The organism is Roseateles rivi, assembly GCF_043555845.1.
Taxonomy (GTDB): Bacteria; Pseudomonadota; Gammaproteobacteria; order Burkholderiales; family Burkholderiaceae_C; genus Roseateles; species Roseateles rivi.
In genome coordinates this window covers 35,637-49,947 of record NZ_JBIGHZ010000004.1, presented here as the reverse complement: position 1 = coordinate 49,947, position 14,311 = coordinate 35,637, and the positions used below count along the sequence as shown (strand labels likewise).

General features: G+C 64.2%; 15 protein-coding genes. 3 read left to right on the top strand and 12 right to left on the bottom strand.

All coding sequences use genetic code 11. The annotated features are described in order from the left end of the window. Window positions 1-71 precede the first annotated feature (71 nt). From ACG0Z6_RS10400 to ACG0Z6_RS10345, 12 genes are all read right to left on the bottom strand, one after another. Entirely contained in the window at window positions 72-731 is a 660-nt protein-coding gene (locus tag ACG0Z6_RS10400) for an RraA family protein (protein WP_394461099.1), read from the bottom strand. A 17-nt stretch (window positions 732-748) separates the two neighbouring features. Continuing rightward, on the bottom strand, window positions 749-1,513 hold the full coding sequence (locus tag ACG0Z6_RS10395; protein ID WP_394461097.1) for an SDR family oxidoreductase: 765 nt from the start codon (window positions 1,511-1,513) through the stop codon (window positions 749-751). 21 nt (window positions 1,514-1,534) lie between these two features. Beyond that, a complete protein-coding gene (locus tag ACG0Z6_RS10390) occupies window positions 1,535-2,377 on the bottom strand; it encodes a carbohydrate ABC transporter permease (protein ID WP_394461095.1) in 843 nt (280 codons plus the stop codon). A gap of 23 nt (window positions 2,378-2,400) precedes the next feature. Continuing rightward, window positions 2,401-3,279: a carbohydrate ABC transporter permease gene (locus tag ACG0Z6_RS10385; protein ID WP_394461093.1), complete on the bottom strand. Its 879-nt coding sequence runs from the start codon at window positions 3,277-3,279 to the stop codon at window positions 2,401-2,403. A 102-nt stretch (window positions 3,280-3,381) separates the two neighbouring features. Then, entirely contained in the window at window positions 3,382-4,707 is a 1,326-nt protein-coding gene (locus tag ACG0Z6_RS10380; RefSeq protein ID WP_394461091.1) for an ABC transporter substrate-binding protein, read from the bottom strand. A gap of 57 nt (window positions 4,708-4,764) precedes the next feature. Next, complete coding sequence (locus tag ACG0Z6_RS10375; RefSeq protein WP_394461089.1) at window positions 4,765-5,811, bottom strand: ABC transporter ATP-binding protein; 1,047 nt, start codon at window positions 5,809-5,811, stop codon at window positions 4,765-4,767. A gap of 190 nt (window positions 5,812-6,001) precedes the next feature. Then, window positions 6,002-7,066, bottom strand: a complete 1,065-nt coding sequence (locus ACG0Z6_RS10370) for a porin (RefSeq protein WP_394461088.1) — start codon at window positions 7,064-7,066, stop codon at window positions 6,002-6,004. Window positions 7,067-7,263: 197 nt separating this feature from the next. Further along, on the bottom strand, window positions 7,264-8,340 hold the full coding sequence (locus ACG0Z6_RS10365; protein WP_394461086.1) for a Gfo/Idh/MocA family protein: 1,077 nt from the start codon (window positions 8,338-8,340) through the stop codon (window positions 7,264-7,266). Further along, window positions 8,337-9,212 (bottom strand): amidohydrolase family protein, encoded by an 876-nt coding sequence (locus ACG0Z6_RS10360; RefSeq protein WP_394461085.1) that lies wholly within the window; start codon window positions 9,210-9,212, stop codon window positions 8,337-8,339. Before ACG0Z6_RS10360 ends, ACG0Z6_RS10365 begins: the two co-directional genes overlap by 4 nt. After that, entirely contained in the window at window positions 9,205-9,750 is a 546-nt protein-coding gene (locus tag ACG0Z6_RS10355) for a MaoC family dehydratase (protein ID WP_394461083.1), read from the bottom strand. Before ACG0Z6_RS10355 ends, ACG0Z6_RS10360 begins: the two co-directional genes overlap by 8 nt. Then, window positions 9,747-10,949 (bottom strand): CaiB/BaiF CoA transferase family protein, encoded by a 1,203-nt coding sequence (locus ACG0Z6_RS10350; RefSeq protein ID WP_394461081.1) that lies wholly within the window; start codon window positions 10,947-10,949, stop codon window positions 9,747-9,749. Before ACG0Z6_RS10350 ends, ACG0Z6_RS10355 begins: the two co-directional genes overlap by 4 nt. Beyond that, complete coding sequence (locus tag ACG0Z6_RS10345; protein WP_394461079.1) at window positions 10,942-12,198, bottom strand: type 2 periplasmic-binding domain-containing protein; 1,257 nt, start codon at window positions 12,196-12,198, stop codon at window positions 10,942-10,944. Before ACG0Z6_RS10345 ends, ACG0Z6_RS10350 begins: the two co-directional genes overlap by 8 nt. Window positions 12,199-12,355: 157 nt before the next feature. Here ACG0Z6_RS10345 and ACG0Z6_RS10340 point away from each other — a divergent pair, with 157 nt between their 5' ends. From ACG0Z6_RS10340 to ACG0Z6_RS10330, 3 genes are read left to right on the top strand one after another with little or no spacing between them, the layout of a single operon-like run. Beyond that, a complete protein-coding gene (locus tag ACG0Z6_RS10340) occupies window positions 12,356-12,814 on the top strand; it encodes a MaoC family dehydratase (protein WP_394461077.1) in 459 nt (152 codons plus the stop codon). Next, window positions 12,811-13,953 carry a mandelate racemase/muconate lactonizing enzyme family protein gene (locus ACG0Z6_RS10335; protein ID WP_394461075.1) on the top strand — a complete coding sequence of 381 codons (1,143 nt, stop codon included), beginning with the start codon at window positions 12,811-12,813 and terminating at the stop codon, window positions 13,951-13,953. The genes ACG0Z6_RS10340 and ACG0Z6_RS10335 overlap by 4 nt, the downstream gene beginning before the upstream one ends. 24 nt (window positions 13,954-13,977) lie before the next feature. Beyond that, window positions 13,978-14,307, top strand: coding sequence for an L-rhamnose mutarotase (locus ACG0Z6_RS10330; RefSeq protein ID WP_394461073.1), 330 nt, complete (start codon window positions 13,978-13,980; stop codon window positions 14,305-14,307). The last annotated feature ends 4 nt before the right edge of the window (window positions 14,308-14,311 follow it).

Sequence of the window (14,311 nt, the reverse complement as noted above, 5' to 3'; positions counted from 1 at the left end):
CTCAAAAGCTCTTCACTGGGGGATATGCACTTTAGTGGATCCGCCAAACGCGCCAGGCGCGCCATGACGGCTCAGAACTTGCGGTGGCGCAAATACGCCTCCTGCGGATCGATGCCCTGCAGGATATCGCGGCGCACGAGGTTCTCTGTTTCGATGAGCTCCAAAGACCTGGCCACCACCGCCTGTGCGTGCGCCTGAGGCAAGCACAGCACACCGTCGGCATCGGCAAAGATCCAATCACCGGGCACGATACGCACGGCGCCGATTTGCACCGGCACATCGAAGGCTTCCGGGAGCCAGTAGTTGACCACGTCGCGCGGTGTGCGGTAGCGCGACCACACGGGCAGCCCGATGCTGCGGATGAAGCTCACATCGCGTGCGCCGCCATCCACCACCACACCCGCCACGCCTTTGAGTTTCAGGGTTTCGGCTGAGAGCTCGCCCATGTGCGCGACTTCGTTGTCGTTGGGCTGAATCACCACCACATGCCCGCTGGGCGCACGCGACAGAAAGCCCGTCCAAGCCAGCAGGGTCGCGTGTTCACCCGCTCCTGGCTGCGGGCGCCCCAGCATGGTGAAGGCGGGGCCAAAGAGCGGTGTGCTGCAGTCTTCCAGCGGCGTGAGCGTGGGCGGCAGCGTGAAGTCGGTGAGGCCGCGCGCGCGCATGACGTCGTGCAGGATGCCGCCATAGCAGCGCGCCAAACCAGCGCGCAAGCTTTGTTCGTCTTGCATAGGGTGCCGTCCTTTTCTCAGTTCGACCAGCCGCCGTCGATGATGTGCACAGTGCCAGTGGTGTAGCTGGATTCGTCGCTGGCCAGATAGACCACGAGCTGCGCGATTTCTTCGGCTGTGCCCAAACGCCCCATGGGTTGGCGCGCGCGAAATGCGGCTTCCACGGTGTCGACGGACTGACCGTTTTTGTCGGCCTGTTCGGCGATGCGTTGCCGCAAAGAGGGGGACTCCACAGTGCCCGGACACACCACATTGACACGCACACCCTGCTGCACAAAATCGGCTGCCACGGATTTGCTCAGGCCGATGACGGCGGCTTTGGAAGCCCCATAGGCGCAGCGCAGCGGCACGCCCTTGATGCTGGAGGCCACCGAGGCCATGTTGATGATGGAGCCGCGGCGCTGGGCCAGCATGCCCGGGAGCACGGCGCGCATGGTGCGCGCCATGGCTTTGGCGTTGAGGTCAAAGCTCAAGTCCCAGGCGGCGTCGTCGCAATCGAGCAAGCTGCCGTGGTGCACATAGCCTGCACAGTTGAAGAGCACGTCCCAGTGCTCACGCGTGCTGACGACTTGCTGAATTTGTGCTGCATCGCAGACGTTGAGCACGCGCGTCTGCACATGGTCAGGTGCCTCCAGGCGCAGGGCCTCGAGGGCCTCTTCGTTGAGATCGGTGGCCAGCACTTGCGCGCCTTCGGCCACCATGGCCAAGACCGCAGCACGCCCTATGCCCTGCGCTGCTGCCGTGACGAGGACATGCTTGCCCTTGAGTCGTTGTGAGTTCATGAGTGCTTCCTTAGGGTGGCATCAGCCTTTGACGCCGCCAAATGTGAGTCCGGCGATGAGGTGTTTTTGGACGATGAAGGTCAGCACCAGTGCGGGCACGATGATGATCACAGCCATGGCGCACATGCCCGACCAGTCGATGGTGAACTGGGAGGTGAAGTCCATCAAACCCACGGGCAGGGATTTGGTGGAGGACGATCGGGTGAGGTTGCTGGCCAGCGCAAACTCATTCCAGCTGGTGAGGAAGGAGAAGATGGCCGCGGCCGCAATGCCGCTGCGCGCCAGCGGCAGCTCAATCATCCAAAACGCTTGCCAGCGTGTGCAGCCGTCGATCTCGGCGGCTTGGTAGAGCTCACCGGGAATCTGGCGGAAAAAGCCGTCGATCAACCAAATCGAGAACGGGATGTTCAGCGCCAGGTAGACCAGGATCAGGCCCAGGTGGGTGTCGATGAGACCCAGCCAGGACCACATGATGAACACCGGCAGCGACAAGGCCACACCGGGAATGGCGCGCGTGAGCATGAGGCCGATGAAGAACTGCTTCTTCCAGCGGAACTCGTAGCGCGCGAAGGCATAGCCCCCGGCCACACCCACCACCATGGCCGCGGCGGTGCTCACCAGCGCCACCAGCAGCGAATTGCGGAAGTACGCCACCACGGGCAGCGCGGCCATCTCGCCCCAGCCCATGATGTTGCGGAAGTTGTCCAGCGTGTAGCTGGAGAAGTTCAGCGGACTTTCGTTGCTGAGGATGGCGATGTTGGGGCGAAAGGCATTGAGCACCACCCATAAGCCCGGCAGGCAGATGAAGCTCATGGCGATAAACACGCCCAGCAAAACCCAGGCTTGATGCCAGCGATTACGCATGATTCGAATTCCTAGTGCGGCGCTCAGCCCAGATGCTCACGCGCGGTCTGCAGCTTGTTGAAGAAGTGGATGGTGAAACCGATGGACAGCAGAATGGCCACATAGCCCATGGCATTGGCCACGCCCATGCGCGCGTCCTCGTAACCCACGCGCGCCAGCAGCGTCCACAGCAGTTCGGTGCGCCCGCCAGGGCCACCGTTGGTCATGATCTTGACGATGTCAAAGGCCCGCCCGATGTCCAGCGAGCGGATGGTCATGGCGATCCAGATGAAGGGCATCAGGAAGGGCAGCGTGACATGGCGAAAGCTCTGCCACGCGTTACAGCCATCGACCTTGGCAGCTTCCAGCGGGTCTTTGGGCATAGCCATCAAACCGGCCAGCAGCAAAATGGCAAAGACCGAGGTGGAGTTCCAAATCTCTGCCACCGCCAGCGAAGTCAGCGCCAGCGAGGCGTCCACCAGCCAGGGCACGGCCTGCTCCACGCCAAACCACTGGTGCAGCAAGTAGTTCACGACCCCCGTGTTGTCGTTGAGCATGAACTTGAACTGAAAGCCCACCAGGATGGGCGAGAACATCATGGGGAACATCAGCACCGTGCGCAGCACGCGCTGGCCGCGGGTGACTTCGTTGATCAGCAGGGCCAGGCCCAGCCCGAGCAGCAGCTCAAGGTTGAGCACCACGGTGAGGAAGAACACGGTGCGGCCAAACGCCCACCAGTAGTCCTCGTTGCTGAACAAGGCGAGGTAGTTGTCCCAGCCAATGAAATGCCACAGCGTGGCAGGTTTGGTGAGCTTGTAGGGCGTGAGGCTGGACCATGCCGACAGCAAGAGCGGCAATGCAATCACAAAACTCAACACCAACACCGCCGGTAGCAGCAGCTTGATGGGGGTAGGCAAACGCATGATGACTTGGGAGTTCCGTAACTCAAACAGCAACTGCAATAAAACGGGGTGACCCACACCGCGGCATGGTGCGGGTCACCGGCGCCTGAGCGCTTGGGCGCTTTACTTCAGACGCCCGGACTCCTTCATCACTTCACGCACCTTCTTGGCTGCGTCGTCCAAAGCTGCCTTGGCGCTCTTCTCGCCCACGATGGCTTTTTGCAGCTCAGGCCACAGCTTGTTGGACACCTCGATCCACTCCGACACCAGCGGCGGGGTGAAAGCGTCCTCGGCCATGGCGGCAGAGAAGGTGCTGAAGATCTCGACCATGTAGGTGTCGCCCTTGGCCTTGAACTCAGCCAGCGTCTTTTGCTGGGCATCCTTGCGTGTGGGCATCAGACCTTTGCGACCTTCCATGAGCTGAGCGTCCAGCGAGGTCAGCGCCATCACGAAGTCGGCCGCCGCCTTGGGGTTGTCGCAGCCTTTGGTGATGGAGAAGCTGTGCGAACCGGCCCAGCCAGTACGCTTGCCACTGCTGCCCTTGGGTGCGCGCACGATGCCGATCTTGCCGGCGACCTTGGAGTTCTTGGGGTCGTTGAAGAAGGCAGCCCAGCCGCCCCAGTCCAGGTCCAGCGCCACGTTGCCGCTGGCAAAGCCCTGACCCAGGTCGTCCCACAGGTAGTTGGGCACGCCCTTGGGCACGGCGCCGCTCTTGTAGAGGTCGACAAAGAAGTTCAGCGCGCGCACGCCGGCTTCGCTGTTGAAGACAGGGTTCCACTTGGCGTCGAACATCTGGCCGCCTTCGGCAATCACCATCTCGTAGAAGCGGCCGTTCAGGGCCTCGTCCTTGCCGGGGAACTGGGTGCCGTAGGTGGCGGGCGGCTTGGCGAAGAACTTGGCTTGCTGTGAGAACTCAGCCCAGGTCTGGGGCGGTGCCAGCACCTTGCCGTACTTGGCTTTGTAGGCCTTTTGGTTTTCGGCGCTCTCGTAGAAGCTCTTGTTGTAGTAGAGCGTGCTGACATCGGAATGGCGCGGCAGCTGCACGAGCTTGCCATCCACCGTGGAGTGCTGCAGCACCAGGGGCAGGAAGTTGCCGAGGTAGGACGCGGGCAGCTCGGCCTTGAGGTCGCGATAGATATCACCGTACTGCGGCGCGAAGCTGGTGTGGTTGGAGGCCACGCAGTAGTCGATCTTGCCCGCGGCGATGTCTTGCTTGATTTCCTTGTCCAGCTCGAAGTGGTTTTTGCGCGAGAGGATTTCCACCTTGGCGCCGGTCTTCTTCTCCCACTCGGGGATCAGCGTGTAGAGCGGCTCGTACTGCGCGCCGCCGATGAGTTTGACCTTGAGCGTGTAGCCCTTGAAGTCCTGCGCCTGGACGCTGCCCGCAGTCAGCAGATGGGCGCCGAACACTGCTGCCGTCAATGCCAACAGCTTGGTTGAGATAGCCATGGAGGTGTCTCCGATTGTTGAGGTTTGGTGAGAAAGAGGCGCGTACTGCTGGCAGAACTACCGGATGCGCCGTCCGGTGTCCGGATCAAACACAAAGCTGCGCTGGGGCTGCAGACGAAGGACTTGGCCGATCTGCAGCGGCAGGCGCTCGCGCAGCAGCACACACACTTCTTGTCCGGCAAGCTCCACGTACACCAGGATGTCAGCACCGGTGGGCTCGATGACGCGCACCTGCGCGGCCAAACCGCCCTCGCCCACCACCTGCCAGTGCTCAGGGCGAACCCCCAGCTGCACGCGCCGCCCCTGTGTCAGCGAGGCCGCTGGAGAGGGCACCCAATCCGCCCCCACCTGCAGCTGTTCACCCTGGACCTTGGCGGGCAGCAGGTTCATGGAGGGAGAACCGATGAACTGCGCCACAAAGCGATTGACGGGGTCGTCATACAGCTCCAGCGGCGCGCCCTGCTGCTCGATATGCCCATCGTTGAGCACCACGATGGTGTCGGCCATGGTCATGGCCTCAACCTGATCGTGCGTGACATAGACCGAGGTGGTGCGCAGCCGCTGGTGCAGCGCTTTGATCTCGGTGCGCATGCTCACGCGCAGCTTGGCGTCGAGGTTGGAGAGGGGTTCATCGAACAAAAAGGCCTGGGGCTGGCGCACGATGGCGCGGCCCATGGCCACACGCTGGCGCTGCCCGCCCGAGAGCTGGCGCGGGTAGCGGTCCATCAGTGCCCCCAGGCCCAGAATCTGCGCCGCGCTTTCGGTGCGCTTGCGCACCTCGGCCTCGGGCAGCTTCATCAGGCGCAGCGCGAAGGACATGTTCTCGCGCACCGTCATGTGCGGGTACAGCGCGTAGTTCTGGAACACCATGGCGATGTCGCGTTCACGCGGAGCCAGGTCGTTGACGACCCGATCGCCGATGTGAATCTCACCGCTGCTGATGTCCTCCAGGCCCGCGATCATGCGCAGCAAGGTGGACTTGCCGCAGCCCGAGGGGCCCACCAACACGGTGAAGTCGCCATCGGGGATGTCGATGCTGACGCCCTTGAGCACGGCAATGCTGCCGTAGCGTTTGTGAATATTGCGAATGCTGACGCTGGCCATGGTGTCGTTCTTGAAGGCGAGAAAAAAAGGGGCGCCTGACCCGGCACGCCGTGCCAGGCGCCTCAAACGCGAGCGGTTCACATCGGCCCTCAACTCGGCATGAACCGCTGGAGCCCTGACAGCTGACCCCATCGCAGTGCAACTTGGAGCCAGCCGCGCACCCTGGAGCAGCGCGGCCGACGTTCAGACCTCAGAAGACATAGGTCAGGCCCACTTTCAGACCGTTTTGCGACGAGCCCTTGGGCTGCGCGCCATTGGCGCCGGTGATGTCCACGGTACCGTTGGCCTCGTTGGCCAGATGCCCAGCCACCGCATAGACCCAGGCAAAACCCAGGTTGTATTGCGCCGCTGCGGCAAAGGTTTTGGCTCCGGCCTTGGTCACGCCATGGCCGGCGTGGCTCAGCGCGTAATAGCCCAGCTTGAGGTTCAAGTCCGTGGTCGCCTGCACAGAGGCCCCCACATGCCAGATTTGCGTGCGGGTGGGGTCGGTGGGCGCCGCATCAGGTGCGCCATAGCGGTGCACACCGGCATAGAGCTTGACGTTGTCGATGTTGGTGCGGGTCATCAAGGCCAGCACATTGCCGGTGGAATCGTTCCAGCCCTGGGTGGTCTGCGTCTGCTTGCCATCTGCGTCGTTGGAGCGTTCGTAGTAGGCCAGCACATCAGTGACCCCCAAAGTCGTGGTCACTTGAGCGCCGTAGCGCGTACCGGCCGAGGACTTGCCCGCCACACCGCCCGCGCTGAGGAACATGTCCAGCACCGTCTTGTTACCCAGGTCATTGGTGTTGTAGCGAATGGCCTTGGTGTTGGCGCCAAAGGCTCGCCAGGAACTCACCGGCCCCAAGGAAAAGGCCATGCTGTCCAGTGCCTCGTAGTTCCATGCGGTGTCGTCATACGGCCGCATGGTGGTGCCCAGGCGCAGGCGGCCGAAGTCACCCTCCAGGCCCACAAAGGCATAACGGTTGAAGTTGAAAGCGCTGGGGTAGGGTGGGTTGACCGCCCCTTCGGCGCTGAAGATGGCGCGCAGACCATTGGCCATCTTGGCGGACTTGCCATTGACCCCAAGGCGGCTGCCGTACATGCCACCCTGGCCAGCGGCCACCTGCGTGCCCTTGCCTGCCACGTTGGTGGTCACGCCGTAGTTGACGTCAGCCACCCCCCACAGGGTGACGCTGGCTTTGTCTGCATCCTGGGCATGGACCATTCCGGCCATGGCGCCCAGCGCCAGCACTGCGTATGCGTGTTTGAGTTTCATTGCGCGTGTCTCCGTGTTCTCAATGCGGTGTTGCTTGCGGGTGTGAAGCCCATAGGCTTCGTGATCGAGGGCGCGAACTGTCTTTTCTTTTCTTGCCAAGAGCCCCACCTGCTGCACTTGCACCGTGCTGCAGGGGAAGCACTCACTACGGGTACTGCGATGACTCCAAGGCGGGGGCAGATGCCAAGACCTGCCACTCACAGGCTGGGCAGACGCTGCCCCCCTGTCGCACTGGACTGGTAGGCCGCCTCCACCAAGGCCATGGTGTGAACTACATCGCCCACCGCGGTGAGCAACTGCGGGTCCTGCCCCGCTGCAAAGCGCTGCAGATTGGCCATGGGGCCAACGAAGGCGTCCGGGAACCAACTGCCTTGCAGCGGCAGGTCCTGCCAATCGCCGCTGGCGTGCTTCAAGCGCAGGCTGTCGGGACGGCCTTGGGGGTAGTCCAGCATCACCCCGAGTTGCACAAAGATCACGCCTTGCGTGCCCTCGAACTTGAACAGTGCGCACTGGCCCTGCTCGCCATGGGCGTAGTTGTGATTGAGCGAAAGGCTCACACGCGATGTGGCGCCGTAGTTCAGGATCACTGACGAGCGCGTGCTGGCCAACTTGGGGTAGCGCGCGTCGGCCAGGGTCAGGGCGTAGACGCCCTGAGGCTCACCCAGCAATGAGCGGATCAGGTCCAGGTAGTGGATGGAGTGCACCTGGATCTCCACCCGCGCCATGCCCTCAAGAAAGGGAAAGAGGTGCCAGGGGTCGGCGCAATTGAGGTGCATGTCCACATCGCTGAGCTCACCCAGCCAGCCGCGCTGCAGCGCGTCGCGCACAGCCAGCATGTAGGGCGCAAAGCGCAGCTGGTGGTTCACCGCAGCCATCAGGCTCTTGCAGCGGCACAGCGCCAGGATGTCGCGGGCCTGGGCCCAGTCGCTGCCCATGGGCTTTTGGATGAGCACGCAAGCCCCATCGGGCAACTGCTGCAGCACCGCGCAGATGGCTGCCGGTGGCACGGCCACATCGAACACTGCATCAGGGTGGCGCGCCGCCATGGCGGCCACATCGGTGTCCGTATCAGCCACCTCCCAGCGCTGTGCGGCCTGGGCCAGGCGCCCGGCGTCCACATCCACCAGACCCACCACCTTGAACCCGGCCTTGCGGTAGGCCGGCATGTGCGCGTCGTTGACGATGCCGCCCGTGCCCACAATCACGATGGGCCGCGGCGCGCTGGGCAGCGGCCAGTGCTGCTGCAGGCTGTTGATGTCCAAAACGCTGCTCATGCCTCAGCCTCCAAGCGGTAGATGCGCTGCGCGTTGCGGTGCGCCAAACGGTCGATTTCGTCGCCCGAGCAGCCTTGCAGCAGCAGCTGGGTGACACCCATCCAGTCGCTCAAATGGCGCGTCACTTCGCACACCGGCCAGTCACTGCCCCACACCACACGGTCCCAGCCGAAGCAGTCGATGGCGTGCTCCACAAAGGGCCGCAGATCGCGGGCAATGCTGGGCAAGTCGGTCCAGTCGGCGGCTCGGCCGTAGGCAATCACGCCGGAGATCTTGCAGTGGACGTGCGGCAGTGCGGCGAGCTCGCGCAGCTGCTGGCGCCAAGGGTCCAGGCCCTGCCCCGCCACATCGGGCACGCCGCAGTGGTCCAGCACGATGTTGGTCTGAGGCGCCTGACGTGCCAGGGCCAAGGCCAGCGGCAATTGGCGCGCGGCCACGCACAGGTCGTAGCTGTAACCCTGCGCACCCAGCTGCGCCACATGCTGGGCAAACCCGGCTTGTTGCGAGAGCTCATCGGCCTGGGTGTGCAGCACGCGCCGAAAGCCGCGCACCAGGGGGCGCTGCGCTTTTTGGCGCGCCACATAGGTCGGGAAGTCTGCATGCTCGGGCCGGCAGGGCGCAATCAAGCCGACGATGCGCGGCTGCTCGGTGGTCTGGGCCAGCGCGGCAATGAAGTCGGACTCCGCCTCCATCTGCGACTCACGCACATCCACCTCCATGTGCAGCACGCGGGTGATGCCCAGCACCTGCGCCTGTGCGGCATAGCGCTCCCACCCAAAGCGCCCTTGCAGCGGCGCGAAGTCGGCCGTCCAGTCGTAGTGCAGATGCTCGGGCTCGAGCAGGTGCAGATGGGTGTCGGTCCACTCACGCATGAGACGCTCCCGTGGCCAGGCCGTTGGCGGGGTCGCGGTACTTCACCGTTTGCAGGTGCTCGCAATACAGCACCAGTTCTTGATCGGCGTTGAAAATCTCGTAGCTGGCGCGGTAGAGACCCATCTCACCGGCTTTGCGGCTTTTGTCGAGATCGGTCTTGATGGTGTAGATGGTGTCGCCAATGAACACCGGGCGACGAAAGCGCAGCTTGTCGTAGCCGTAGCTGAAGGCGTTGCGGCAGTTGGTGGCCACCAGCCCCAAGCCCAGCGAGAACACCATGGCACCAGCCACCAGACGGCGGCCGAACACGCCCTCGGTGCGGGCAAAGGGCTCGTCCGCCACATAGGGGTGCAGGTCCATCACCAGGGCGTTGAACTGCATGCTCTCACCCTCGCTGATGGTGCGGCTGATGGAGCGAATCTGGCGCCCGATCTGGATGTCTTCCCAATACCAGTCCTCGGCATTCCAGATCGGAATGGACTGGTGCTGAGCCGCCGGCGTTTGCTGCGGCGCGGCGGGAGGCTTCATCTGGCTCATGCTTGGGACTCCTTGTCGTTCAAGCCGAACTGCGCTTCCACCCAGGCGTTGTGCTCGCCCACGTGCGGCGAGCCGCGCCCGTTTTTCAGCACCTTGCCGTCCACCCGGATGGGGCAGCGCGTGGTGCGCAGCTGCACGCCGTTGTCGCGCTGTACGGTTTGCAAAAAGTCCAGGGTTTTGAAGCCCTCGTGCTGCAGCAATTCGTGCCAGGTCATGACGGGCGCACACCAGTAGTCCAACGCCTGCAAGCGCGCCAACCAGTGGTCTGTGCTGTGCTGGCGCAAGTGCTGGGCCAACAGGCGTTTGATGTCGTCGCGCTGGCGCCAGGCCACATCGCCGCCTTGATCGGCAAAGGGCAGCAAGGCCGGGCAGTCCAGAGCCTGCGCCAGGGTGTGGAGCGAACCCATGGCCAGTGCCAGCTCACCATCGGCAGTGCTGTAGATGCCGTAGGGCGCGCCCAAGTAGGCATGGGCGTTGCGCACGGCGGCGCGCTGGGGCAGCTGCCCGCCGTCGTTGAGGTGGGTGGTCAGCACTTCGAACTGAAAGTCCAGCGTGGACTCCAGCAGGCTCACCTCCACATGCGCGCCCTTGCCGGTGCGGCCGCGGCGCAGCAGCGCCGCCAGAATGCCCTGCACCAGGTGCGAGCCGGTGAGGATGTCCGCCAGCGCCAAACCTACGGGCACGGGGCCTTGCTCGGCATCACCGTTGAGCCACACCAAGCCCGAGCGCGCCTGCGCCAGCAAGTCCTGCCCGGGCAGGTCCACCCAGGGGCCGGTGCTGCCGTAGCCCGTGACGCTGCCGTACACCAAGCCCGGATTGATGGCATGGCAGCTGGCGGCATCCAGGCCCAGGCGCTCCATCACCTGCGGGCGGAAGTTGGCAATCATCACGTCCGCTTTGGCGATGAGCTGGCGCAACTTCTGCAGGTGCTGCGGGTTCTTCAAGTCCGCGGCGTAGGAGCGCTTGTTGCGGTTGATGGTGTGAAACAGCGTGCTGTCGCCATCGAGCTGCAGCGCGCTGATGTAGAGCTGGCGGCACAGCTCGCCCACTTGCGGGCGTTCGATCTTGATGACCGTGGCCCCCATGTCCGCCAGACGCAGCGCCGCCGAGGGGCCGCTGAGAAACTGGCTGAAGTCCAGCACCAAAAGGCCCTGCAGCGGCAGTTCGGCCTCCGGCAGGACTTGCGTGCGCTCAGTCATGCGTGCCCCCTTCGCTCTCCACACCGGGCGCGGCGCGCAGCGCCTGCGCCAGCGCGTGCAGCCGAGCGTCGTCGTGGTTGAGCCAGCCCTTGCGGTGGCGCACATCCGCTTCTTGCAGCTGCGCCAGTGCAGCTTTGGTGTCGAGTTCGTGGCGCAGGTAGCGCGCCATCACCTCGGTGCCTTCGCTTTGGAATTCGATATATCCGGGGTAGCGTGGGCGCAGGTAAGCGCTGTCGAGCTGCGCCAGGGTGTCGCGGAAGTAGCCGCCCGTCATGTCGTTGTTGAACTCGTCCAACCACGCCTGACGGTGGCCGGGCTGCCCACCGGCTTCGGTGTAAAGCCCGGTCTGCACCTGCGCGCCCGCCAACCACAACGCGTGCTGCGCGGCCGCTTCAGGGTTGGCGCAGTGCGCCGACACCGCAATGCCCGCACCACCCAGCGTGGTACGCCAAGGCCGCCCACCCAAGGTGGGCACGCTGCCAAAACTCAGCCGGCGCTGACCCGGCAGGGGCCGCCGCGCGTAATTGCTATAGCCATAGGCCATGGGGCAGAACTGCGGCGCCAGGGCCTTGCCGGGCTGCAAAGCCAGGCGGCGCAAAGCGGCGATGGGGTTGCTCTGCTGCGCCTGCGGCCCGCAGGCGTCGCTGATCGAGCGCAGCAACACCAGCGCCTGTTCACCCACCTCAGCTGCCACCAAGGCACTGGGCCGCAAAAAGGGTGCTTCGCCCAGGGCCTCGCAAATGCCATAGAAGTGCATGAGCATGTCCAGCGGCCACGCCGCCATGGACAGGCGCCCGGCACGGCCCCATTCCAGCAAGTCGCTAATGTCTGCGGGCCGCTGAGTCTGCCCTTGGGGCCAAGCCGCCACGGGCGTGGCCGCATCCAGCGCCAGCGCCCACTGGCGCACCTGCCCTTGTTCGTCGGGGTACTGATAGCTCCAGTGCGACACGCCCACACTGTGGCGCGCCAAATCCTGCAAGGCCTGCGCCGGCACCCACTTGTCCAAGGGCAGGAAGGCACCGGCGTGAACCGCCTCGCCAATGCTGGGGTGATCAATCACCAGCAAGTCATAGCGCTGCGCCAGCTGTGCCACCGACTGGTCCGCAAAGTGCTGCAGCGAGCGCACCTCCCACTGCACCTGCAGGGGCTGGCCTTGATCCTGCAATGCCATGGCCGTGGCGTGCAGGGGCAGCATGCCGCGGGTGTGCCCCCAGCTGACGCCGCGCAGCTCAATCTTGGCCCCGCTCATAGGACCCGCCCGGCGGCTGAGGGCTGTGTGGAAGGCAGTGGCAACATGGGGCTAACGCTATAGGCGAAAAGTGTTTTCACGAAAACAATTTTGTTGCCAGCGAAAATTTGTTCCATAAGCAAAAACCCGATCGAACCACATGCCTAGCAACATCCCCATGTACTTCGAAGAAATTCCGCTCGGGCGCACGCGCCGCAGCTGCGGTCGCACCCTGACCGAAGCCGACCTTGTGCTGCACGCCGGCCAGACGGGAGACTTCTTTCCGCACCACATGGATGTGGAATTCATGCGACAGCATCCCTTCGGACAAAGGGTGGCCCACGGCACCTTGGTGTTCTCCATAGGCGTGGGTCAGGGGGCTGACGAAATCAATGAACACGCCTTCAGCTATGGCTACGACAAGTTGAGATTTATAAAACCCGTGTTCATTGGAGACACTTTGACTACGGAATTCACCATCACTGAGAAAGAAGACGTCGCCAAACGTCCTGGTCATGGTTTGGTGCGCGAGCGCACCGAGGTTCGCAACCAGCACGGCCACACCGTGCTGGCCTGCGAGCACCTCTATCTCGTTGTCCGTCGCCACGCTTTGACCTTGGAGCCCCAGCAACCATGAGCCACTCCTCCTCCAGCAGCGCCGCCGCGCCCGTGCGCATCACCTCCGCCGAACTCTTGATGGTGCGGCTGGAACCCCAGACGGTGCGCACCGACGCCATCCAGGCTTTCGTGGCCCAGGAAACCCCCATCTTGCGTTTGCGCATGAGCGACGGCAGCGAAGGCGTGGGCTACAGCTACACCATTGGCACGGGCGGCTCCTCGGTGGCGGCCCTGTTGGTGGACCACCTGCTGCCCCGCCTCATGGGGCAAGACCCCGAGCGGCTGGAAGCCATCTGGCGCGACTTGCTGTTCTCCACCCATGCCACCGCGGTGGGTGCCATCACCAGCCTGGCGCTGGCCGCCATCGACACCGCGCTGTGGGACCGCCGCGCCCGCGTGCAAGGCCTGCCCTTGTGGAAGTTGGCCGGTGGCGCGCAAAACAGCGTGCCCGTCTACACCACCGAAGGCGGCTGGCTGCAGCTGCCCGCCAGCGCCTTGGTCGAGCAGACCCTGGCCGCACGCGAGGCCGGCTTTGCCGGAGCCAAGATCAAAGTCGGCAAGCCCCACCTGAGCGAGGACGTGGCGCGCATCGGCGCCGTGCGCCAGGCCGTGGGTTCGGGCTTTGAGCTGATGGTGGACGCCAACCAGGCCTTCAGCCGCAGCGAAGCCCTGCGCCGCGCCCGCGCCCTGGGTGAAATGCAGCTGGCCTGGCTGGAAGAACCCCTGCCCGCCGACGACCTGGCCGGGCACCAGGAGCTGTGTGCCCACGCGCCCATGCCCATTGCGGTGGGCGAGTCGCTCTACAGCCCCGGCCAGTTTGCCGATGTACTGCAAGCCCGCGCCGCCCACATCGTGCAGGTGGACGTGGCACGCGTGGGTGGCATCACGCCCTGGCTGGCGGTGGCCCACATGGCCCAGTGCATGAACGTGAGCGTGTGCCCGCACTTCCTGATGGAGCTGCACGTGAGCCTCTCCTGCGCCGTGCCCAATGCCTCGTGGGTGGAATACATCCCACAGCTCGACCGCATTGCCAAGAGCCGCCTGCGCATTGAAAACGGCCGTGCCCATGCACCCGACACGCCGGGCCTGGGCATTGAATGGGACTGGGACGCCATCAGCACGCTGGCCCTGCAGCGCTGGCAAGTGGCCGCGCGTTGAACCTCAAGAGTTAAGGAGCCCCGCATGAAGCGCTTTGGCATGGTCATCGGCATCCGCCCGGAACGGGTGGAGGACTACAAACGCCTGCATGCGGCCGTCTGGCCCGCCGTGCTGGAGCAGCTGCGCCGCAGCCATGTGCGGGATTTCACCATCTACCTGCGCGAGCCCGAAATGCTGCTGTTCTCTCACTTCGTCTACGTCGGAGAGGACTTCGAAGCAGACTGGGCCGCCATGGCCGCCGACCCGCAGACCCAAGCCTGGTGGGCGGTCTGCAGCCCCTGCCAACAGCCCCTGGCCAGCCGCGCCGAGGGCGAGCACTGGGCGGCCATGCAAGAGGTCTTCCACATGGATTGAGCCC